A 21480-nucleotide genomic window follows, 5' to 3' on the forward strand; every position below is an offset into this window, starting at 1 on the left:
TATCAAAAGAAACTGATCAAGGAAAATAACTTTATAAAAGAAAAGGCAGCCAATGGCTGCCTTTTCTTTTAAACTATTACATTAATAAGCGCTTTCTTTTATCACTTTATAGTTTTTATGGTTAACAACTGTCCGCTGATCTAATTCTAAATCACGGTAATTATCCATGTATGTTAGGTCGACTATTACAGAATTTTCATTTACCTTTTCAACGATCCCTTGCAGGCCACCACGGAATTCTATGATATTTCCTACTTCTGCTTTTTTCAATTAGTCTCTCTCCTTTGCCTTAAAAACTATTATTAAAATCCAGTTAAATAACAGTTTGCACTACTTTTATAAATTCGTAAAGGCTTTTGCATGATATTTTGGTTAATAATTACAAATTTTTTATTATAAAGTTAAGGAACAGTTGCATAGAAAAGCGTTATCTAAAATAGAGGATGAGCAATAAGAAAAGTTGACTTAATAATTAGATGATAAGATAAAATATATTATGGAAAAGGTGGTGCAATTGTATGAAGGAAGAAATAGTTACCGACATATTAAATCGTTTGATGACAGGAGAACTTTCGGAATACTACGTAAAGAATGATGATTTTATGGAATTCCGGAAGGTTTTAGTAAAACGTAACGATTTCAAGCATTTCCGTGGCATTAGCCAGCGCGGTGGTGATGTATTATATCAATATCTTAAAGAACCAAGAAGCTAATGAAACAAAGAAAGAGGATGTCTCAAGAGCGAATGACCTTTTGCTTTTGGAATATCCTCTTTTTTTTTAAGATGATAAACGATTTGGAAAAAATTAAAAATTTGGTAAAATAGACTATAAAAATACAGATCACGTCTTAGGGGATGAGAAAATGGCATTTACCGAAAAAATAGATAAATTAAAGCAGGAAATAGGGAAAGTGATTGTCGGAAAAGATATGGAAGTAGAATTAATGGCAATCTCATTATTATTTAATGGCCATATTTTGCTTGAAAGTGTTCCTGGTACTGGCAAAACGATGCTAGCAAAAAGCTTTGCGAACGCCATTGGCGGGGAATTTTCCCGTATCCAGTTTACACCCGATGTTCTTCCGAGTGATGTGACCGGAATTCAGTTTTTTAATCCAAAGATTCAAGAATTTGAACTACGACCTGGACCGATTATAGCAAACATTGTCTTAGCGGATGAAATTAATCGGGCAACACCCAGAACCCAGTCAAGTTTGTTGGAGGTAATGGAAGAAAGGCAGGTAACAATTGATGGTGTAACCGTCCCGTTAGAAGAACCTTTTATGGTGATTGCAACTCAAAATCCAGTAGAATCTCAGCAAGGAACCTTTTCATTGCCGATAGCGCAAATGGATCGATTTTTCATAAAAATAAAAGTCGGTTATCCCATATATGAGGATGAAAAAAGAATCATGCAATTTCATCGTGGTGATATAAAAATAAACACAATTGCTCAAGTGTTTTCCATTTCAGAAATTGTTCAATTAAAGACAGCGGTAAATGATACTCATATATCTTCAGATATTGAGGATTATCTTTTATCGATTGTAAGAAAGACACGAGAGCATAATAGCATTGAACTTGGTGTCAGTCCTCGTGGAACATTAGCGCTAATGAAAGCTTCACAAGGAAAAGCCATTTTGAATGACCGTACATATGTAACTCCAGATGATGTAAAAGCAGTTGCCCCATATGTTCTCAGTCACAGAATTGTTCTTTCTATTGAAGGGTCATTAACAAAAACACCAGAAAACATTATTAGTGAAATCCTTGATACCATTCCTGTACCAGTAGAATCGGGTGCAAATGAATGAATTGGAATAAATATACGCTCGAAGATCGAAAGATTCCTGGCATAACTGGTTTTGCAATTGTCCTCATAATTGTAAGCCTTTACATACAGTCAAAGTTAGTCTTGTTTTTAGCCGTCTTTTTTCTTTTTGTCGTCATTTGTAATCATCTTTATTTAAAACGGGCTGGAGATCGGCTGTTTTTTGAAAATATTAGTGAAAAACAGCGATATTTTGTGAACGATAAGGGTCAATGGTCATTGACGTTTCGAAACGATGGTGATCCCATTTTAAAAGGTGAGCTAAAAGTTTATTTTGATCAATATGTGGCTTCTGAGGGTGAGAAATTTGAATCCAGTCATTTGATGAATGAAATTTCTATCCCATTTTCCCTCTACACAAAGCAAACCAAAAAAATCAATCTTTCTTTTTCGGCAAAAAGAAGGGGAATTGCCAAAATTCGAAAGCTAGAAATTTATATTCCCAGTCTGGTTGGATTTGGGGAAACGGTCCTGGAATCTAAATATTTTATAAAACAACAAGCGGTTGTCTATCCTGAGCCTATTCCTGTAAAAGGATTAAAGGAACAAATGTCCGTTCATCAAGGAGTAAATGTTGTTCCCTATTCCGTTTATGAGGACCGGCTTGGATATTTAGGAACAAGGGACTATGTTCCGTCAGATAGTTTTAACCGAATTCATTGGAAAGCTAGTGTAAGAAAACAAGGATTGCAAACGAAAATCTATGAAAAAATATCTGAAAAGGGTTGGATTATTGCATTAAACGTCTCAGATGGTCATTCGATAACAGGTAATCTTGAAGAACTGCTTAGTAGTATTACTGAGATTGCTTATTTTGCATTTCATAAGCAAATTCCTTATTCATTGTGCATTAATGTTCGAACCGCGGGAAGCACTCCATTTCATTATCTACCAAAAGGAGAAGGGAAAGAGCATTTGCAAAAGGTTTTGGAAACCCTTGCATCTATTAGTAACCAAAATTCGAGTTTGCCATATGAATATATGCTTTCTTTCTACAGCATGCATTTAGAATATCAATCCTTTTTCATTCACGCTGGAATCAGGACGGAAGATACAAATCGCATGCTATTAAACTTATCAAAATATGGTGCCACCTTGTTCCAGATAAAAATTGAACAGGAGCATGGGCTTCTTAGTGAATTGGTTATTCATCCTGAAAGAAGGGGGCTGTTATGATGAATCGTGTGGCGGCCGTTATCTACCATTTTACATTGGAAATAATCTTAGGTTTTCTTTCTTTATTCTTATTCTATATTAATAAAAAACAGCTGCCTCCAATTTTATTATTGGGGGCATTGTGCAGCGGCAGCATCATCCTCATCTCACTGCTTCTTGTAAAATTTCGTAATAAGGGAAAAGGTCTTTATTTTATTACGGTATTCCCTCTATTGTTAGTGATCTGGCAACAGTCTGATTTGCCACTTTTTATGGGAATTGGATTGGGATTGATAATTTTTTGGCGGGGGATTTCCTTGTTTGATGATGTATCTGACCATTCTGAAAGCCTCTTATTGCTGTTGTCTTTTTTTATTGGTTTAATTGCAATCATTTATTCAGCTATGAGCGGTTACCCATATCAAAGTGAAATGATCTATCTGCTTATTGCACAACTAGTAATTGTGCTTATCGGCGGATATTTTAGAAAATGGAATTTGATCAAAAAAGATAAATCAAAGTTTGCCCTTTACTTTTTTAATATTATGGCAGTTATTACAGCAATTGGTGCCATGATTACTATTTTACTAAAATATATTCAATTCATTTTTTTTGCTATCTTACAATTCATCGTGTTCCTATTTACAAGTGTTGCAGAACCCCTCTTTAGCATCCTGCAATATCTTTTTAGTCTGGTTGGGAATGATGGACGAAAAGCAAACCTCATACGAGGAAGAGGTTTGCTGGATGTAGCAGATAAATACCAGGTTCCATCATATGAGAAGACAGAAAGTATCCTGTATATCCTGCTTATCCTGGGGGCAGTTATTTTTATCTTTTACTTGTTTTATAAAAAGAAATTAAAGCCGCAGACTCTCACTATTGATTCTTCGTCTGTAATTACGGTTTCCGAAGGTATGTTTAGAGCTGGACAATCAACCTTATCACGCTGGAGGATTAAGCCCCCGGAGGATATAATAAGAAGGGAAATATTTGAATTAGAAAAATATGCTCAAAAACTAAAACTAGGGCGTCTTCCTTTTGAAACACTTGAAGAATGGTGGAAAAGGGTTGGATTATTAGGTTCCAATGATTCAATTGCGATCTATGAAAAGGTCCGGTATGGCGATGGTACGTCATTATATGAGGAACAAATCCTGATTAAAAGAGAAATTCGCCAGTTAAAGCAGCAATTAAAAAATATCCGTAAAAGTATATTAGAAAAGAAAAAAATTCATAACTCTAAATTGAGTAAGCGCCTAAGCTTAAAGAATTTCATCTAAAATAAAAAAATATATAAGGGGGGAGATTGGCATGATAAAATATATTTTGTCTTTAGATCAAGGTACAACAAGCTCGAGAGCAATTCTATTTAATAAAAATGGAGAAATCGTTCATACATCCCAAAAAGAATTTACACAGCATTTTCCAAAGCCAGGCTGGGTCGAGCATAACGCCAATGAAATTTGGGGTTCGATTCTATCTGTTATTGCCGGCGTTTTATCCGAATCAGGGATAAAACCTGAAGAAATTGCTGGAATTGGAATTACGAATCAACGGGAAACAACCGTGGTCTGGGATAAAGAAACAGGTGAACCTGTTTACAATGCAATAGTATGGCAATCACGACAAACAAGTGAAATCTGTGATGCATTAAAAGAAAAAGGCTATAATGACTTGTTCCGTAAGAAAACTGGTTTACTAATTGACGCCTATTTCTCAGGTACAAAGGTCAAATGGATTCTGGACCATGTAGAAGGTGCACGAGAAAAGGCAGACCAAGGAAAATTGTTGTTTGGTACGGTTGATACGTGGTTAATCTGGAAGCTTTCTGGCGGACGGACACACGTAACAGATTTTTCAAATGCTTCCAGAACGTTAATGTTTAATATTTATGAGCTAAAATGGGATGATGAATTATTAGAAATCTTGGACATTCCTAAATCCATGCTGCCAGAGGTTTGCCAATCCTCTGAGGTTTATGCCAACACAGTCGATTATCATTTCTTTGGTAAAGAAGCTCCGATTGCAGGTATTGCTGGTGATCAGCAGGCAGCCTTATTCGGCCAGGCATGCTTTGAAAAAGGTATGGCTAAAAACACTTATGGAACTGGCTGCTTTATGTTAATGAATACTGGAGAAAAGGCAGTCCGTTCCCAGCATGGTTTATTAACAACCATTGCTTGGGGATTAAACGGAAAGGTAGCATATGCGCTTGAGGGCAGTATTTTTGTGGCTGGATCCGCGATACAATGGCTTCGGGACGGGTTAAGAATGTTAAAGGATGCGAAGGATAGCGAGGGTTATGCGGCAAAGGTTAAGTCTACTGCTGGTGTTTATGTTGTTCCAGCATTTGTTGGGTTAGGGACACCTTACTGGGATAGTGATGTCAGAGGAGCAGTGTTTGGACTAACACGTGGTACATCAAAAGAACATTTTGTCCGTGCTACACTTGAATCACTGGCATATCAAACAAAAGATGTTTTATCAGCAATGGAAGCTGATGCTGGAATAGAACTTAAAACGCTTCGTGTGGATGGCGGTGCTGTCAAAAATAACTTCTTAATGGATTTTCAAAGTGATATCCTAAATGTTCCAGTTGAAAGACCAATAATCAATGAAACTACAGCTCTAGGTGCTGCATATTTAGCAGGGCTGGCGGTTGGCTTCTGGGAAAGTCAAGAGGAGATTTCAAAGCAATGGGCAATTGACAGGAAGTTCACCCCGAAAATGACGGAAGAAAATCGATATGATTTATATGATGGATGGAAAAAGGCAGTGAAGGCTGCAATGGTATTTAAATAGAAGATATGATGAAAAGTGAACCACAAAAGATTCTTAAATTTGGTATTGTCTTTTGTGGTCTTTTTTATTTCCGTTTTATTAATTTATGCATATTGAATACTATAGCTAACCGTGTGGGGGGAATCACTTTGAATTTTTCTAACTTAAATCGGGATGATATAGGAAAAAAACTTAAAAGTGGCCAATTTGATGTTCTGGTTATTGGAGGTGGTATCACCGGTGCAGGGATTGCTTTTGATGCTGCTTCAAGAGTGATGAAAACTGCACTTATTGAAATGCAGGATTTTGCAGCCGGAACATCAAGCAGATCAACGAAATTAGTCCACGGCGGACTACGGTACTTAAAACAATATGAAGTAAAAATGGTTGCCGAAGTGGGTAAAGAACGTGCCATCGTTTATGAAAACGGCCCCCATGTGACAGCACCCGAATGGATGCTGCTTCCAATTTATAAAGGGGGAACTTTTGGCAAGTTTAGTACATCAATTGGCTTAAGAGTTTATGACTTTTTAGCGGGTGTAAAAAAAACAGAACGTAGAACCATGCTAACAGCTGCAGAAACCTTAGCAAAGGTACCTCTTATAAAAAAGGCCGGATTAATAGGTGGAGGGTATTACGTGGAATACCGAACGGATGATGCCCGGCTGACGATGGAAGTGATAAAAGCAGCAGTTGACAAAGGTGCGGTTGCATGTAATTATGCAAAAGTCATGGAGCTTATCAACGAAAACGGAAAAGTTATTGGTGTTTTAGTAAAAGATCAATTGACTGGGGAAACCTATGAGGTGTATGCAAAAAAAATTATTAATGCATCCGGACCTTGGGTTGATTCGATTCGTGAAATGGACCATTCCAAAAAAGGAAAAACATTGCAGCTCTCAAAAGGAGTCCATCTTGTTATTGATCAGACCCGATTTCCACTTAAACAAGCCATTTATTTTGATACACCGGATGGCCGAATGGTATTTGCCATCCCTCGCAATGCTAAGGTATATGTTGGTACGACAGATACATTTTATAGTCAAGATGCAGTTAATCCAAATATGACTGAAAGTGACCGCAGTTATATTCTTAACGCCATTCATTATATGTTCCCTGAAGTGGAAATCAGCGAAAAAGATATCGAATCCAGCTGGGCGGGAGTAAGACCGCTTATTTACGAGGATGGGAAAGAACCGTCAGATATTTCTCGAAAAGATGAAATTTGGGAATCGAATTCCGGATTGATTACAATCGCGGGTGGTAAATTAACGGGTTATCGAAAAATGGCGGAAACGATTGTCGATTTGTTAGCTGAAAAATTTCAATCTGAAGAAGGAAAGGATTTTCCTGCTTGCCAAACCAAATTTATGCCAATATCAGGGGGGGATGTTGGCGGCTCGATGAATTTTAATGCCTTTGTAGCGTCTAAGATAGCAAAGGGATTAGAGTCCAATCTAACTCGCGAAGACGCGGAGCAACTAACAAGAATATACGGATCAAACGTTGATTTGGTTTTCGATCTGCTAAAACTAAACCAATCTGATACAGGAAAATATGGTTTACCTCTCTTTTTATTTGCAAAACTTGTTTATGGTATTGAAGAGGAGATGGTAGCGACACCGATTGATTTTTTCCATAGGAGAACAGGGGACATTTTGTTTAATATTGACTTAGTAAAAAAATGGAAGGAGCAAGTCATTGACTATATGAATGATAAGCTAAATTGGACGGACAAAGACAAGAAAAAGTATATGCAATCGTTAGAAGATGTCTTAACATCAGCAGTAACCCCTGTCGATAAACAAGAATGACAAAAATCGACTGTTTGCGACACTTTTGTGAACAATGCCATTTTAACAGTTTTTTCGTTGTTTGATAGAGGTGAAAATGTTATTCTAGCACTTGTATAAGTGAAAACATCATTGAAATTCAATACATGTTTGCGCTCTTTTTTGGGAATAATAAGCTGAAAAGAAATGATTTGTTATCATTATTTGAGTATTGATTTAGTTGACTAAATGACGAGAAATGTTTATTTTTAATAAAGCAAGTATATTTTTTTATTTTATTATTAAAGGAGTATGATTTAGCATGGCAGATAAGCAATTTAAAGTAATCGCAGAAACAGGAATTCATGCAAGACCAGCAACTTTATTAGTTCAAACAGCTAGCAGATTTGATTCTGAAATTAATTTGGAATATAAGGGTAAAACTGTAAATTTAAAATCTATTATGGGTGTTATGTCTCTAGGTGTAGGCCAAGGTGCTGATATTAAAATTTCTGCAGAAGGCAACGATGCTGACGATGCACTTAACGCACTAGAAGAAACAATGAAAAAAGAAGGTTTGGCTGAATAATGACTTTTTTAAAGGGAATAGCAGCATCAAATGGAATTGCTATCGCGAAGGCTTACCGTCTTGTTGAACCTGATTTATCGTTTGAAAAGAAAACCATTGAAGATTCTGCTTCTGAAGTGGAGCGTTTCAAGAAGGCGATGGAGAAATCAATATCCGAACTTGAAGCTATTCGTGATAAGGCTAAAGTAGACCTTGGCGCTGATAAAGCAGCTATTTTCGAAGCACATCTTTTGGTCCTTAGTGACCCTGAACTAAATGCACCAATAGAGAATAAAATTCAATCTGAAAACGTGAATGCCGAGTTTGCGCTTAAAGAAACAGCAGATATGTTCATTATGATGTTTGAACAAATGGATAATGAGTATATGAAAGAACGTGCTGCAGATATACGCGATGTCACAAAACGTGTTTTAGCACATTTGTTAGGTGTTGAATTACCAAACCCAAGTATGATTGCTGAAGAAGTGATCATTGTAGCTGAGGATTTAACTCCTTCAGACACAGCACAATTGAACCGCAATTTTGTTAAAGGATTTACCACAAATATTGGCGGACGTACCTCCCATTCAGCGATTATGGCCCGTTCAATGGAAATTCCAGCTGTAGTTGGAACAAAGACGGCGACAGAGGAAATTACGAACGGGGACCTTGTCATTGTCGATGGTCTAAAAGGGGAAGTCCATATTAACCCAACACCTGAACTTGTTAATGAGTATCGTAAAGTCCACGAAGATTATGAAGTTCAAAAAGCAGAGTGGGCAAAACTTGTGAATGAACCGACCATTTCAAATGATGGACATCACGTAGAATTAGCTGCCAATATCGGTACTCCTAATGATTTAAAAGGTGTTATTGAAAATGGCGGTGAGGGTGTAGGTTTATATCGAACCGAGTTCCTTTATATGGGAAGAGATCAGCTTCCAAGTGAGGAAGAACAGTTTGAATCATATAAAGCAGTACTTGAAAGAATGGAAGGAAAGCCTGTTGTTGTTCGTACCTTGGATATTGGCGGCGATAAAGAGCTGCCATATTTGGATTTACCAAAAGAAATGAATCCATTTCTAGGTTTCCGGGCAATCCGTTTATGTTTAGAAGAACAAGGGATTTTCCGAACACAGCTTCGCGCGCTTTTACGTTCAAGCAACTTTGGAAATTTAAAAATCATGTTCCCGATGATTGCCACTTTGGACGAGTTTCGTGCTGCTAAAGCTATTCTTGAAGAAGAGAAAAAAAAGCTTCTTTCTGAAGGTCAAACAGTAGCTGACAAAATTGAACTTGGGATCATGGTGGAAATTCCGTCTACGGCAATTTTAGCTGACCAATTCGCTAAAGAAGTAGATTTCTTCAGCATTGGTACGAATGATTTGATTCAATATACGATGGCAGCAGACCGGATGAACCAGCAAGTATCTTATTTGTATCAACCGTATAGCCCTTCTATTTTAAGACTTGTAAAAATGGTTATTGATGCAGCACATGCGGAAGGTAAATGGGCAGGAATGTGCGGCGAAATGGCCGGAGATGAAACAGCTATTCCAGTTCTTCTGGGCCTTGGTCTTGACGAATTCTCGATGAGTGCGACATCTATTTTAAAAGCTCGCTCACAAATCAAGAATTTGAAAAAGTCCGATATGGAGAAGCTTGCACAAGAAGTATTAAATATGCAAACTACTGCTCAGGTTATTGAAGCAGTTAATTCTGCAACAATTAAAAACTAATTTAGAATCGGACCGGCATATGTGTCGGTCTTATTCTATATGAATTGAGTAGGTTACTAAGTATTTCCTAATAAAATCCTATATATAGAAATATATGGAAAAAATAAGGAGTGGTCAAAATATGGAATTGAACCTATGTGGAAAATCAGCGATAGTTGTTGCTTCTAGCCAGGGATTAGGGTTTGCAATTGCTGAACGGCTTGTGAAAGAGGGAGTTAATGTAATGATTTCCGGCCGGGAAGAGGACAAGCTGAAGCAAAAAGCCAGCGTACTTGAATCAATCGGTTCTGGAAAAGTAGCCTATCAAAAAGCTGATATAACCAATACCAGTGACATTAAAAAGCTAGTAGCTGTTACGGCAGAAACTTTTGGCAGCATCCAATTACTTGTCAATAACGCTGGGGGCCCGCCGGCTGCTTCATTTGAAGAATTGACGGATGAAGACTGGCAGGCCTCATTTGAGTTAAATCTATTATCTTACGTTCGGCTGATTAGGGAGTCTTTGCCTTACCTAAAACATAAAGGAGGAAAGATTCTAAATATCGCCTCTTCTTCAATAAAAGAGCCAATTCCAGGATTAATTCTTTCCAATACATATCGGACTGGTATTATAGGACTTTCAAAAACGCTTGCTTCAGAGCTGGCACCTTATAATATCTTGATAAATACCATTGCCCCTGGACGCATTGCAACAGATCGTGTAAAGCACTTAGATCAAGTGAAAGCAAATAAACTGGGTGTTGACCGGGAAACGATCGAGATACAATCCAAATCAGGGATTCCATTAAAAAGATATGGAACACCAGAGGAGTTTGCTAATGTTGCAGCATTTTTGCTTTCCGATGCGAATTCATATATGACAGGCAGCTCCTTCCTTGTGGACGGTGGTATGATAAAATCTATTTAAAAAATTATTTCTCCTTAATTAACCTTTCTTAACGTTTATTACCAATGTATTTTGGCTATGGTAAATGTATAAGGGAGTGTTATGAATGCGAAGGAATTTACAAACGGTCATTGTCATAATCATGGTGGTGTTTAGTTCATCATTTTTAAACGGGTGTGGAATTCTATTTTCAAATGAGTTAATCGTAAACCGTTATGCGGATGCCTTGCTAACAAAAAATAATGAACTCCAATTTCGTTTTCGGATTAACAATGAAATATTAGAAGGGCACCAATTATATAAGGTGAAAGTCACGATCCACGATGACAAGTTGGCCGCTGCTATCGGCAAAAGGGACATAATCTATGGTGAGGATCAAGTACTAAATGGTGATTATTTAGAGGTTAAAGGAAAAAGTGAAAAATATATATTTATGGACCCGCTTCCCTTACAAAAAGATTTACATATTCAAGAGCTAAAGAATATGATCGAGAGGGACCAGGCTGTGTCAATTGAAGTATTTAACGATGAAGAAGTATTTGGACGTACGTATCTTACAAATTTTTCATCAGAGTTATAAATATAGTTTATTTTTTAACATTAAGGGACATCATTAGAATGTGCATAAATTTGGAGATGGAGCACGAAAGACCGGACGAGCTGGGGCGTTACGGTCTTTTTTATTCCCTAAAAATAATTTGAAGTGTTAAAATAAAAGAATATTTGAATGAGGGGAAGGATTAGATTGCTTACTCCAGAAAATACGATTATTGGTTTTATTGGAACAGGTGTAATGGGCCAAAGCATGGCAAGGCATTTATTACATGCTGGTTACTCATTGGTTGTATATTCAAGAACAAAAGAGAAGGCAAATGACTTATTGGAGAGCGGAGCAATGTGGGCTGATTCACCAAAAAAAGTTGCAGAAAAAGCAACAGTCATTTTCACTATGGTCGGCTATCCAACAGATGTTGAGGAAGTGTTTTTAAGTGAGACCGGATTGATTCAACACGGTAAACCTGGAAGTTATCTTATTGATATGACTACATCTGCACCCTCCCTAGCTGTAAAAATCTACGATGAAGCGAAAAAGAAAGGGATCTATGCAATCGATGCTCCTGTTTCAGGCGGTGATGTAGGGGCAAGGGAAGGGAAGCTCTCAATCATGGTGGGTGGAGACGAGGAAGCCTTTGAAGCGGTTCGTCCGCTGCTTCAATATCTTGGAACAAATATTGTTTATCAAGGGAAGCCAGGAGCTGGTCAACATACAAAAATGTGCAATCAAATAGCCATTGCCTCGAATATGATTGGTGTATGTGAAGCCATCATTTATGCTGAAAAAGCAGGACTAAATCCTGAGCATGTCTTAAAAAGTATAACGACTGGGGCAGCCGGCAGCTGGTCATTATCAAATCTTGCTCCAAGAATGCTAAATGGTAATTTTGAGCCTGGATTTTATATAAAGCATTTTATTAAGGATATGAAAATCGCGATTAATGAGGCAGAGCGAATGGAAATGGATGTGCCCGGATTGTCGCTTGCGAAATCCTTATATGATCAATTGGCTGAAAAGGGTGAAGAAAATAGGGGTACTCAAGCCCTTTATAAGTATTGGAAAAACTAACCTAATTATGGCCACAAACTGGTAAGCATAATTTCCTCCTAATTCAAGAAACTATGATAGAAAAATCTTGATAGGAGGAATTTTTTTGGCTAAACGGACGAAAAAGAACGATGCGAAGCAAAAGAACAAAAAGGGTTTTGATTCTGCCGTTTTAAATGAAGAATTTGCCCATGAAATGGGGTCAGCAGCCACAAATCAAATTCATAAAGACAAAGCAAAAAAAGAAAAGGCTCCTAAAAATAACGGTAAATATAAAGGGCAATAAACCTAGAAACAGTAAACCCTCACTTTAAATGGTGAGGGTTTACTGTTTAACTTAAAACCATTTTTTTAAATAATGCTCCAATCTATTTAGGCCTATCTCCAATGTCTCCATCGAACAAGCGAAAGAAAGCCGGAAATATCCTTCACCATAATCGGAAAATGCACTGCCTGGAACAACGGCCACTTTTGTTTCATTTACAAGCTTAAGAGCAAAGTCAAAGCTATTAAGAGGGATGGATTTAGGTATTTTAACAAAGAAATAAAATGCACCATCAGGCTTCACAACGTAAAAGCCCATTGAGGTTAAGCGGTTATAAACATACTCTCTTCTTTTTATATACTCCATTTTCATTGCAAGTGCGTCATCAAATCCTGCGGTTAAGGCTTCATAAGCTGCTTTCTGTGCGATCGAATTTGCACAAGATACATTATATTGGTGAACCTTTAATATATGCTTTGTGATGTTTTCGGGAGCAAATAAAAAGCCTATTCTCCAGCCTGTCATCGAGTGGGATTTGGAGAGTCCATTTATTACTATTGTCTTTTCTTTTAAATAGCTCGCAATCGACGCATGCTTTTGATCAAAGGTGAGTTCACTGTATATTTCGTCTGCAAGTATAAAAATTTCCTTATCCTTTAAAAAATCAGCTATTTCCTTCAACTCTTCTTTAGTGAGGCTTACGCCAGTCGGATTTGACGGGTACGGCAAGACAATACAGCGAGTTTTGTCTGTAATATATGGTTTGATCATTTCTAATGTAAAGCGAAATTGATTTTCTCGAATATCGACATGTACTGGAACAGCACCCATCATGTGAATAATCGGTTCATAGCCAGGATAAATAGGACCTGGTAATATAACTTCTAATCCTTCTGCCAAAATCGTTCGAAAAGCAATATCAATTGCTTCACTTGCCCCCATAGTCACAATCACTTCTGTTTCAGGGGTATAGTCCAAACCATATTTTTTTGCGACAAAATCACATGCTGCTGCTCTTAATTCAATGGTACCAGCATTGTGTGTATAGGAGGTGAAGTTATTATCTATCGCAGCAATGCCAGCATTTTTCACATGCTCAGGGGTTGGGAAATCTGGCTGACCAATAGTAAAAGAAATAAGGTCATCCATATGTGCTACCATATTAAAAAATTTTCTTATTCCCGAGATTTCGATAGTTTTTACTTTTTGATTTATTAAATGCTCCAATATTGTTCATCCTTTCACCTAGGATCATTCGGCCCTGTAGAATATTTTGATTATAGACTATAATCAGCAAAAGATTCTACTTTTTTGAGAAAGGCTATTTAGGAGAAATAAAAAACGACCTTAAGTTTTTCTCAAGGCCGTTTTTTTAGGGGAAAGGGGGGTATATATCAAATTAAAGAGTATATTAATAGCCATAATCCCAGTCCACTTCATCTTCGTGCCAGAAAACAGGTGAGACTGAGTCAAAATTAACAATTTTTTCTTCAAGCTTGCAGCTGCAATGATCACAACCACATTGCTCTTTGATTTCTTTGTAAAAGGAATGGTCAACATCTTCTATAAACGTGATTTTCTGCTCTTGAAAAAGAATTGCAGTTCCTTTCATGCAAATACACCTCTTTTAAAGTTTATTGCTGTGTATTTATTTTCTACACCTTATGAATGTATTGTAATTCGGATTGAAGGAAACGTCTATTCGATTGTGATGATGTTCACAAAATTCTCAAGAAGATGTTGCAAAAATAAGACATCCGAATAATATGATTGATTGTTGGAAATGAAGAAAAGCCAGGACAGCTTTTTCCTGACTTTTTTCATTACATTTATGAGTAGCGTTCGCCTAATTTCTTGAAAATCGGTTTTTGGTAAGTTCGTTGTTTTTTTTGAGGATTCGATGGTGGATTCTCAAACTCAGAGATTCCCGTATAGGATTGCAACAATGCTTTTGCCATAGTAAGTGAAAGTGCAGCCTTTGGATTTCTGACGCTTCCATCTAATTTGCCAAGATGGGGGAGATCATGAAAATCAGATTTGGTTGGAGGAATATGAAATGTATATCTTCCACATTCGACGAGCACATCGGATTGCTGTTGGCTATTACGCGGATGTTCGGAAAAATGGAGACCTACTTTTCTTGCCTTGCCTTCATTAATCAATTTTTTAAGTGACTCTTGTTTCAATTTGTACAAAAATTTGGGGTTTGGTGCTGTTTTTGCATGGCGATTCACGATAAAGACAGCTTGTGCGAGGTTTTCAATGGTTAGACCTAAATTTTTTTGGGGATGTTTCGGATCGTGATTCAACATTTGTTCTCCTTTCATTCTTTTAAAACATCTACATTATACCTTGTTTCCAGTAAAATAGAAATAAAGCATAGGCTTTTTTTCATTTCTTCATTCAATTCAACGAAATACGGAGTAGAATTGTAATTCTATAGTATGAATGGATTGAAACAATTTTGGTGAAATAATCATTATTTTCTATTTATTACTTTCTTCCAGTTAATTTCATTGTAAAATAGAACATTTAGAATGTAAAAACATTATTTTAAAAAATCAGAACTTTTTTACTGAAACTTAATAAATAAAATCCTTATCATTTATTGGATAAGGATTTTATTTATCCCTCTGGTTTAAGAGTAAAAATTGTTAACTCCGGTTTAGCCAAAAATCGAAAAGGAAGTCGAGTTGTACCTATTCCTCTGTTTACATAGAGGGTTAACGGATTTTCCTCTCCTATCGAATAGAGTCCTTCGGGATACTTTTGGGCAAATGGAGGTTTGACAAGCGCCCCGATAAATGGAATTTTAACCTGTCCGCCGTGGCTGTGTCCGCTGATTTGCCAATGGATTGGATATTGCATAGCTGAATCAGCAAGGTCAGGGGCATGGGATAACAATATCGTAAATCGGTTATCCGGTACTTTTTTTAAGGCTAACGGCAAATCGGGGCTTCCTAACATCGCATCGTCAATACCAAGCAGGTAAATGCTGCTGCCATCTTTCAATTTAATTGGGATGGATTCATTCAAAAGGACGGTGAAATTGGTAGTCTCCATAATATTACGGTAAATTTCAGACCCATAGCCGCCATGGTCATGGTTTCCAAAAATGCAGTATTTTCCAAGCGGTGCATGTAATTTTTCTAAAATAGGTAGTAAATTATTCATTTCTGTATATTTATTTGGTTCGTCCATCAAATCGCCGGTAAATAAAATGATGTCAGGCTTTAGGTCATTGATTTTAGCTGCTAATTTCTTGAATTGGGAAAGATTGTATTGAAATCCTAGGTGGGTATCACTAAATTGAACCATTTTTATTCCGTCAAAGCTTTTCGGGATTAATAGATGTTTGATTTGCTGTTCTTGAATATCGAGTAGTGAGGGCTCAATTCGATGGGCATAGAGGTAACCCCCTGAATTCAACCCAAGAAGAGTAAGAAATGAACCAAATGTACGTTTCAGGAACGTCCTCCTCGTTTGCTTTTTTGCCATTTTTTTCTACCAACCTATCTTTTTTCACTTTCTAGAAAATAGAAGAGTCCATATGTATTTTCTTTAAAAATATCCTATATTGCAAGCAAAAAGGTTCTTTATAAATGTCTATTCAATAAAACAAAAATAATTAAAAAAAAGCAGTCAAAATATGACTGCCCTTATTTGTAACTTACTGCACGGCTCTGTAAGGCTTTCCAGGACGAAATAAATTGTTCCTTTCCGACTTTTACTTGTTTCTTTCCTGACAGCGGATCATTTAAATAGACATAATTGGCATCATAACCAACCAGTACAACCGCATGTAAATCCAAGGGAGTTTTGATATATTGCTTACCGTGATTCCATCCCTCCCAACGATCGGGAAGGCGGTAATCCCCTGTTGTCCATACAACTACAGGATATCCGGCCGAAACATGCTCTAATATTTTTTCAAAAGGCTGATTTGTTAAATTTACAGCTCTCCCTGGTAATTTTTGATTGATTAAGGTAATCATCGGTTTATCGAAAACGGCATACCCAGGGTATTTTCCTGTCATATCGCCAACGAATCCATCAGCAGGATCTCCCCAATGTAAGATATCACCCTTTGGTGACTTGATAAGCGGATCTGAATCCTTCTGAATAGAATGGTACAGGTCCATTTTGTTTGTTTCAACGCCAGCGTAATTCAATACCATTGCTAGGCTGGTCACTTCACAACCGTATCTTAGCTCAGGGTTTTGGTTGATTTGGATCACATTAAGCATAACCGAATCTTTTTTTTGAGCAGTACTGACTTCGTTGTCTTTAGCACTTTCATTTTTTATGTTAATTACCTGGTCATCTAGATCTTTTATCGTATATGATTTACTTTTTATTTGATTAGAGGCAGTACCTCGTGATTTTGTGTTCTCTGTAATCGATGAATTCGGCTGCTGCTTATTTACTTGATTTGAACTTTCATTTGTATCAGCTTGAAAGTGGCCGCATCCAAACATTGGCAGGATGGAGGCTATTACATAAAGTTTTTTCAAAATACATATCCTCCTTTGTGGAAGCTTGGGTATAGGATATGATTGTATCCTTGCAGCTATAATGGTATCCTTTTGGAAAAGAACGAGAAGCTTGAATGAAGCGTATGGTATTATGAGAAATAATTTTTTTTGGAGGAACTTGGATGGATGCATTGGAAATCCTATCGGATCTTGAAAATTGTTTTCCATATTTTCAACCGATTTTTAGTGCCGATGAGCAATGTGTCATTGCCTATGAGGTTTTGGGGCGTTATCACACAGAGGATAACGTCATTAGCTTAGGTCCCTTTTTTCATGATGATCAAATTCCTGATGAATATAAGTTTGAAGTAGATATATTGTTAGTGAAAAAGGCTCTTGAAAAAGCGTTAGAGCTTGATGAGAATGTCAGTATTTTTTTGAATCGAAATTCGGAATTATTAATGTTTGGACATGGTGAACCTTTTTTACAGGAGCTTTTAGCATTTGAAAAAAGGGGACTTAGCTTAAATCGAATTGTTCTCGAAATATCCGATCGGAATTATCAAGGTGATTTAGATCAGTTTGATCATCTCGTGCAATATTATCGAACGTATGGGGTAAAAATAGCTATTGCAAGTATTGGAAGCGAAAGTCATTATTTTGAACGAATTGGTCAGCTTGAACCAGATATTATAAAGATCAATCTTCAGGCCTTGAAATCTACGGCAACGGGTATGAATTTTAATGATGTATTGTATTCATTGTCGCTTTTGGCAAGAAAAATAGGTGCAACGCTTTTGTTTGAAAATATTGAAATGAGTTATCAGCTCCAGTTTGCCTGGAAAAATGGCGGCCACTATTATCAGGGCTATTATTTACATCCACCTGCAGCAGAATTTATTAAACGTGATTTTTTAAAGTGCCGCTTAAAGGAAAAATTTTATGACTTTATTTCATATGAAAAGCGAAAACTAGAAGCTGTTTATAAGACAACAGAATATTTTCAGACAATGGTTCAGGAAATAGTAATTAAAAACAGAAAGTCAGGCTACGACAACCTTTTTCAAGCGTTAATAAAGGAAATGGATGGAATAGCTTTTCGAATGTATGTTTGCGATGAGAATGGGTTTCAAAAATCAGCCAATATTTTTAAAGCAAAAAATGGCTGGAGTATACAGTCTGAATACTTAAATAAAAATTGGAGCTGGCGCCCGTATTTTTTAGAGAACATCATAAAAATGCGTCATGAACAAAAGGGAAGATTATCTGATTTGTATTGTGATATTGAAACAGGTGAGACCATTCGGACTTTTTCATTTCCTGTGAACGAAAATGATTATTTGTTTATCGATATTTCTTACCATTATTTATTTGAACATGACCAATTACTGTAGAATGCATCTGCATAGAATGAGACATGGAGTGGCAATTTAATGATAACATTCATAAGAAGGAGACTTGCTCATGAATCTATTCGTTAATATTCTTGCCATAGCAATATTCGGTATTCTTGCGGTTTCTCTGGTATATACATTGTCTGTTGCAAGACAACAAAAGACGGTAGAAGGAGAATTAGATACCAAAATTGCTAAACCAGTACAGGGGAATGTTTACGCGAGAAATCCAATTTTTCTGGCATATGGAATCTTTTTTGCATTGCTTCTTTTTATTGTCCTTTTTGTCGCCATAACCTTTGTATAATAGGTCTCAAGCTCGAGAGGCCTATTTTTTTCTTTTATTTTTTGGCTCTGTTAAACTTGTCTGGGATTTCCGCTCCAATCAACAGAGTAGCAAAATCAACAATGAGCTTTAACATAGCCTATTTTTAAAAAAAATCCCTATTTATTTTATTTTTACTTGGACAAATGAAGTCTATTAATTTATTCTTTTAATATTGGCATATAAAAAGATTCACTTGTAAAATTCTGAAAAAAATCCATCAGGATAGAAACATGCCAAATGAGAAACATAAATGTAGACAGTTTGTTTGTGTTTGAAAGGAGGAAAAGCCTTATGTCACAGCTTCAAGGTATATTAACAAGGTTAAAAAACCTTCAGGAACAATCTAATAGTGGTGAGCCGGCACAACGTTATTTTGAGGTAAATGGTGAAAGAAAGTGTCAAGTAACATTTCATCCAAAAACGGAAACATTTGAATTAGAAATATATAACGAGAAGGAAAAGCCGAAGCGATATCAATTTGATAATATTGATATGATTACCATCGAAATTTTTGATTTGATTCAATAGGAACCTTAATTGGTTCCTTATTTTTATATGGGAATCCGTTTTAAAATTACGCGGATCTCCGAAAACTATGATAAAATAAGTCTGTAGAAAAACAAACATTGAGGAGTTTTCGGTGATGATCAGTCTTCCCAGTGGGGAATTTTTAGAGCTAACCATAAAAGAATTAATGATACCATCTGAACGGGTTGCCCATGTGCAAATTGGAAATAATCTCGAACATGCTTTGCTGGTACTCTCGAAAAGTGGATATACTGCCATTCCTGTATTAGATCCACTTTACAAGCTGCATGGGTTAATTAGCACCCCAATTATTATGGATTCCATTCTTGGACTTGAACGAATTGAATTTGAATTGCTTGAAAACAAACGGGTTGAAGAGGTTATGAAAAGATCGATTCCACGAGTGGTAATTTCTGAGTCGATCATTGTGTGTCTGGATCTACTCGTAAACCATCCATTTCTGTGTGTTGAAAATGAAGATGGATTTTTTGAAGGGATTTTGCCTAGAAGCACGGTTTTAAATCAATTAAACAAAATTGTAAAAAGATTCAAAAAGTAGAGAATTTTTGCTGAGGCTCCCAAAAGGGAGCTATATTTTTTCGGTTTGAGGTGTTTTGATGGAAACTGATTATGAGGAGTCTGCAATAGGCAGCTCACAAAAAAGGCAAACGAAAAAACCACTTGTACTAGCATCAGTGATGCTAGCCATGTTTATGGGGGCTATTGAAGCGACGATTGTTTCAACTGCAATGCCGGCAATTGTCGCAGATTTAGGTGGGTTTGCACTTTATAGCTGGGTGTTTTCTGCCTACCTTTTAATGAATTCTGTTACTGTCCTGATTTATGGGAAATTGTCTGATTTATTTGGTCGAAAGCCGATTCTTACTTTTGGAATTGTTATTTTTTTGATCGGTTCGATTCTATGTGGCTTTGCCACATCCATGAAGTCACTGATCATTTTTCGATTAATTCAAGGTTTTGGTGCAGGAGCGGTCACACCAATAGCAACAACCATAGTGGGAGATATATACACCCCTGAAGAAAGGGCGAAAATTCAGGGTTATCTTTCAAGTGTATGGGGGATTTCTGCGATTGCAGGTCCGGCAGTCGGCGGTTTACTCGTGCAATATGTCAGTTGGCATTATGTTTTCTGGATTAATATTCCGCTTGGAATCCTATCATTAGTTGGACTCTGGCTGTACTTGCATGAAAATGTAGAAAAGAAAAAACATGAAATAGACTATCTTGGTGCCATCTTCTTAACGATTACGATTTCAACACTAATGTTTGTCCTAGTTGAGGGTGGAGGCCGCTTTGGATCATGGCAGATTGTCAGTCTGTTTATTTTGTCAGGACTATCTTTGATTGCGTTTATTTTTCAAGAAGGACGGGCTTCTGAACCAGTAATGCCATTTTCAATTTGGAAGGAACGCTCCATTTTTATCGCCAATATCACATCATTGACAACTGGTGTGATTTTAATAGGGATCTCAAGCTTTTTACCGACTTTTGTTCAGGGTGTAATGGAACAACCCCCAATTGTTGCGGGATTTACACTAACCACGATGTCAATCGGCTGGCCAATAGCATCCACACTTTCGGGGCGGATGCTAACCACAATCGGGTACCGGAAAACCTCCATTACTGGTGGAGTATTCTTAATTATTGGGAGTATTGCTTTTGTGACTATGTCGGCTTCCTCTGGTCCAATATGGGCAGCAGTGGGCTCCTTTTTGGTTGGTGTGGGGATGGGTCTTACATCCACTGCATTTATTGTCTCGATTCAAAGTACTGTTGGCTGGCAGCAAAGGGGAATTGCTACTGCAGCGAATATGTTCATGCGAAATCTTGGCAACACTATTGGTGCGGCCTTGTTAGGAGGAATCCTAAATAACCGCATGACCCATTATTTTAGTCAAAAAGACGGGTCCTTATCAGTAGATGACGCTAATATTCTCTTAAATTCAAGTGATCGAGATAAACTGACTGAATCTGTCAAAGCTATTTTACAGGATGGACTGACGTTTTCTTTACACACTGTTTATTATGTAGTCCTCACTTTTGCTTTCATTAGTTTGCTATTTATATTATTTATCCCGAAAAAGAACGCGGCCTCTGATTAAACTCATACGGCCTTTTAAGGAGAGATTT

The 21480-nt window shown here is 37.0% G+C and carries 23 protein-coding genes; 17 read left to right on the forward strand and 6 right to left on the reverse strand.

Annotated features, from left to right (window positions below; all coding sequences use genetic code 11):
- Nucleotides 1–81 precede the first annotated feature (81 nt).
- Nucleotides 82–270 (reverse strand): YkvS family protein, encoded by a 189-nt coding sequence (locus V7150_RS13800; RefSeq protein ID WP_283922447.1) that lies wholly within the window; start codon nt 268–270, stop codon nt 82–84.
- A gap of 248 nt (nt 271–518) precedes the next feature.
- On the opposite strand from V7150_RS13800, the gene V7150_RS13805 reads away from it, so the two are divergent.
- The 12 genes from V7150_RS13805 (at nt 519) to V7150_RS13860 (ending at nt 12625) form a co-directional block, all read left to right on the forward strand.
- Complete coding sequence (locus V7150_RS13805; RefSeq protein WP_335519091.1) at nt 519–713, forward strand: hypothetical protein; 195 nt, start codon at nt 519–521, stop codon at nt 711–713.
- A 151-nt stretch (nt 714–864) separates the two neighbouring features.
- Nucleotides 865–1815: an AAA family ATPase gene (locus V7150_RS13810; protein WP_335519094.1), complete on the forward strand. Its 951-nt coding sequence runs from the start codon at nt 865–867 to the stop codon at nt 1813–1815.
- Nucleotides 1812–3008 (forward strand): DUF58 domain-containing protein, encoded by a 1197-nt coding sequence (locus V7150_RS13815; protein WP_335519096.1) that lies wholly within the window; start codon nt 1812–1814, stop codon nt 3006–3008. The genes V7150_RS13810 and V7150_RS13815 overlap by 4 nt, the downstream gene beginning before the upstream one ends.
- Nucleotides 3008–4270 (forward strand): hypothetical protein, encoded by a 1263-nt coding sequence (locus V7150_RS13820; RefSeq protein ID WP_335519098.1) that lies wholly within the window; start codon nt 3008–3010, stop codon nt 4268–4270. Before V7150_RS13815 ends, V7150_RS13820 begins: the two co-directional genes overlap by 1 nt.
- A 31-nt stretch (nt 4271–4301) precedes the next feature.
- Nucleotides 4302–5792, forward strand: coding sequence for a glycerol kinase GlpK (gene glpK, locus V7150_RS13825; RefSeq protein WP_335519101.1), 1491 nt, complete (start codon nt 4302–4304; stop codon nt 5790–5792).
- 128 nt (nt 5793–5920) lie between these two features.
- On the forward strand, nt 5921–7585 hold the full coding sequence (locus V7150_RS13830) for a glycerol-3-phosphate dehydrogenase/oxidase (RefSeq protein ID WP_335519104.1): 1665 nt from the start codon (nt 5921–5923) through the stop codon (nt 7583–7585).
- Between the two features lie 280 nt (nt 7586–7865).
- A complete protein-coding gene (locus V7150_RS13835; protein WP_335519115.1) occupies nt 7866–8132 on the forward strand; it encodes a phosphocarrier protein HPr in 267 nt (88 codons plus the stop codon).
- Nucleotides 8132–9850, forward strand: coding sequence for a phosphoenolpyruvate--protein phosphotransferase (ptsP, locus tag V7150_RS13840; RefSeq protein ID WP_335519118.1), 1719 nt, complete (start codon nt 8132–8134; stop codon nt 9848–9850). Before V7150_RS13835 ends, ptsP begins: the two co-directional genes overlap by 1 nt.
- A gap of 121 nt (nt 9851–9971) precedes the next feature.
- Nucleotides 9972–10757, forward strand: a complete 786-nt coding sequence (locus V7150_RS13845) for an SDR family oxidoreductase (RefSeq protein ID WP_335519121.1) — start codon at nt 9972–9974, stop codon at nt 10755–10757.
- Nucleotides 10758–10842: 85 nt separating this feature from the next.
- Nucleotides 10843–11316 (forward strand): hypothetical protein, encoded by a 474-nt coding sequence (locus V7150_RS13850; RefSeq protein WP_335519124.1) that lies wholly within the window; start codon nt 10843–10845, stop codon nt 11314–11316.
- Nucleotides 11317–11481: 165 nt separating this feature from the next.
- Nucleotides 11482–12360: an NAD(P)-dependent oxidoreductase gene (locus V7150_RS13855; protein WP_335519127.1), complete on the forward strand. Its 879-nt coding sequence runs from the start codon at nt 11482–11484 to the stop codon at nt 12358–12360.
- Between the two features lie 85 nt (nt 12361–12445).
- A complete protein-coding gene (locus tag V7150_RS13860) occupies nt 12446–12625 on the forward strand; it encodes a hypothetical protein (protein WP_283922458.1) in 180 nt (59 codons plus the stop codon).
- 51 nt (nt 12626–12676) lie between these two features.
- On the opposite strand, the gene V7150_RS13865 is transcribed toward V7150_RS13860, so the two are convergent.
- The 5 genes from V7150_RS13865 to V7150_RS13885 form a co-directional block, all read right to left on the reverse strand.
- The gene (locus tag V7150_RS13865; RefSeq protein WP_335519131.1) at nt 12677–13831 is read right to left on the reverse strand and encodes an aminotransferase A; all 1155 of its coding nucleotides are present in this window, start codon (nt 13829–13831) and stop codon (nt 12677–12679) included.
- Between the two features lie 184 nt (nt 13832–14015).
- A complete protein-coding gene (locus V7150_RS13870) occupies nt 14016–14216 on the reverse strand; it encodes a hypothetical protein (RefSeq protein WP_335519133.1) in 201 nt (66 codons plus the stop codon).
- Nucleotides 14217–14433: 217 nt separating this feature from the next.
- Nucleotides 14434–14931 (reverse strand): YkyB family protein, encoded by a 498-nt coding sequence (locus tag V7150_RS13875; RefSeq protein WP_335519136.1) that lies wholly within the window; start codon nt 14929–14931, stop codon nt 14434–14436.
- A gap of 298 nt (nt 14932–15229) precedes the next feature.
- Nucleotides 15230–16102 carry a metallophosphoesterase gene (locus V7150_RS13880; protein ID WP_335519139.1) on the reverse strand — a complete coding sequence of 291 codons (873 nt, stop codon included), beginning with the start codon at nt 16100–16102 and terminating at the stop codon, nt 15230–15232.
- A gap of 161 nt (nt 16103–16263) precedes the next feature.
- A complete protein-coding gene (locus V7150_RS13885) occupies nt 16264–17118 on the reverse strand; it encodes a C39 family peptidase (RefSeq protein ID WP_335519141.1) in 855 nt (284 codons plus the stop codon).
- Between the two features lie 143 nt (nt 17119–17261).
- Between V7150_RS13885 and V7150_RS13890 the strand changes: the two genes are divergently transcribed.
- The 5 genes from V7150_RS13890 (at nt 17262) to V7150_RS13910 (ending at nt 21452) form a co-directional block, all read left to right on the forward strand.
- On the forward strand, nt 17262–18473 hold the full coding sequence (locus V7150_RS13890) for an EAL-associated domain-containing protein (protein WP_335519144.1): 1212 nt from the start codon (nt 17262–17264) through the stop codon (nt 18471–18473).
- A gap of 70 nt (nt 18474–18543) precedes the next feature.
- A complete protein-coding gene (locus V7150_RS13895; protein ID WP_335519147.1) occupies nt 18544–18780 on the forward strand; it encodes a hypothetical protein in 237 nt (78 codons plus the stop codon).
- A 312-nt stretch (nt 18781–19092) separates the two neighbouring features.
- Nucleotides 19093–19329 (forward strand): YkuJ family protein, encoded by a 237-nt coding sequence (locus V7150_RS13900; RefSeq protein WP_040204715.1) that lies wholly within the window; start codon nt 19093–19095, stop codon nt 19327–19329.
- Between the two features lie 115 nt (nt 19330–19444).
- A complete protein-coding gene (gene cbpB / locus V7150_RS13905) occupies nt 19445–19888 on the forward strand; it encodes a cyclic-di-AMP-binding protein CbpB (protein WP_283922467.1) in 444 nt (147 codons plus the stop codon).
- A 58-nt stretch (nt 19889–19946) separates the two neighbouring features.
- On the forward strand, nt 19947–21452 hold the full coding sequence (locus V7150_RS13910) for an MDR family MFS transporter (protein ID WP_335519151.1): 1506 nt from the start codon (nt 19947–19949) through the stop codon (nt 21450–21452).
- Nucleotides 21453–21480 lie beyond the last annotated feature (28 nt).

This window comes from Neobacillus drentensis (genome assembly GCF_036965245.1).
Taxonomy (GTDB): domain Bacteria; phylum Bacillota; class Bacilli; order Bacillales; family Cytobacillaceae; genus Neobacillus; species Neobacillus drentensis_G.

What these genes read in the sequence shown, in the direction of transcription:
- V7150_RS13820 (WP_335519098.1), top strand. Translation starts at nt 3,008, where the DNA reads ATGAATCGTGTGGCGGCCGTTATCTACCATTTTACATTGGAAATAATC.
- V7150_RS13850 (WP_335519124.1), top strand. Translation starts at nt 10,843, where the DNA reads ATGCGAAGGAATTTACAAACGGTCATTGTCATAATCATGGTGGTGTTT.
- V7150_RS13805 (WP_335519091.1), top strand. Translation starts at nt 519, where the DNA reads ATGAAGGAAGAAATAGTTACCGACATATTAAATCGTTTGATGACAGGA.
- V7150_RS13875 (WP_335519136.1), bottom strand. Translation starts at nt 14,931, where the DNA reads ATGAAAGGAGAACAAATGTTGAATCACGATCCGAAACATCCCCAAAAA.
- V7150_RS13815 (WP_335519096.1), top strand. Translation starts at nt 1,812, where the DNA reads ATGAATTGGAATAAATATACGCTCGAAGATCGAAAGATTCCTGGCATA.
- glpK (WP_335519101.1), top strand. Translation starts at nt 4,302, where the DNA reads ATGATAAAATATATTTTGTCTTTAGATCAAGGTACAACAAGCTCGAGA.
- V7150_RS13910 (WP_335519151.1), top strand. Translation starts at nt 19,947, where the DNA reads ATGGAAACTGATTATGAGGAGTCTGCAATAGGCAGCTCACAAAAAAGG.
- ptsP (WP_335519118.1), top strand. Translation starts at nt 8,132, where the DNA reads ATGACTTTTTTAAAGGGAATAGCAGCATCAAATGGAATTGCTATCGCG.
- V7150_RS13845 (WP_335519121.1), top strand. Translation starts at nt 9,972, where the DNA reads ATGGAATTGAACCTATGTGGAAAATCAGCGATAGTTGTTGCTTCTAGC.
- V7150_RS13835 (WP_335519115.1), top strand. Translation starts at nt 7,866, where the DNA reads ATGGCAGATAAGCAATTTAAAGTAATCGCAGAAACAGGAATTCATGCA.
- cbpB (WP_283922467.1), top strand. Translation starts at nt 19,445, where the DNA reads ATGATCAGTCTTCCCAGTGGGGAATTTTTAGAGCTAACCATAAAAGAA.
- V7150_RS13895 (WP_335519147.1), top strand. Translation starts at nt 18,544, where the DNA reads ATGAATCTATTCGTTAATATTCTTGCCATAGCAATATTCGGTATTCTT.
- V7150_RS13880 (WP_335519139.1), bottom strand. Translation starts at nt 16,102, where the DNA reads ATGGCAAAAAAGCAAACGAGGAGGACGTTCCTGAAACGTACATTTGGT.
- V7150_RS13870 (WP_335519133.1), bottom strand. Translation starts at nt 14,216, where the DNA reads ATGAAAGGAACTGCAATTCTTTTTCAAGAGCAGAAAATCACGTTTATA.
- V7150_RS13810 (WP_335519094.1), top strand. Translation starts at nt 865, where the DNA reads ATGGCATTTACCGAAAAAATAGATAAATTAAAGCAGGAAATAGGGAAA.
- V7150_RS13900 (WP_040204715.1), top strand. Translation starts at nt 19,093, where the DNA reads ATGTCACAGCTTCAAGGTATATTAACAAGGTTAAAAAACCTTCAGGAA.
- V7150_RS13890 (WP_335519144.1), top strand. Translation starts at nt 17,262, where the DNA reads ATGGATGCATTGGAAATCCTATCGGATCTTGAAAATTGTTTTCCATAT.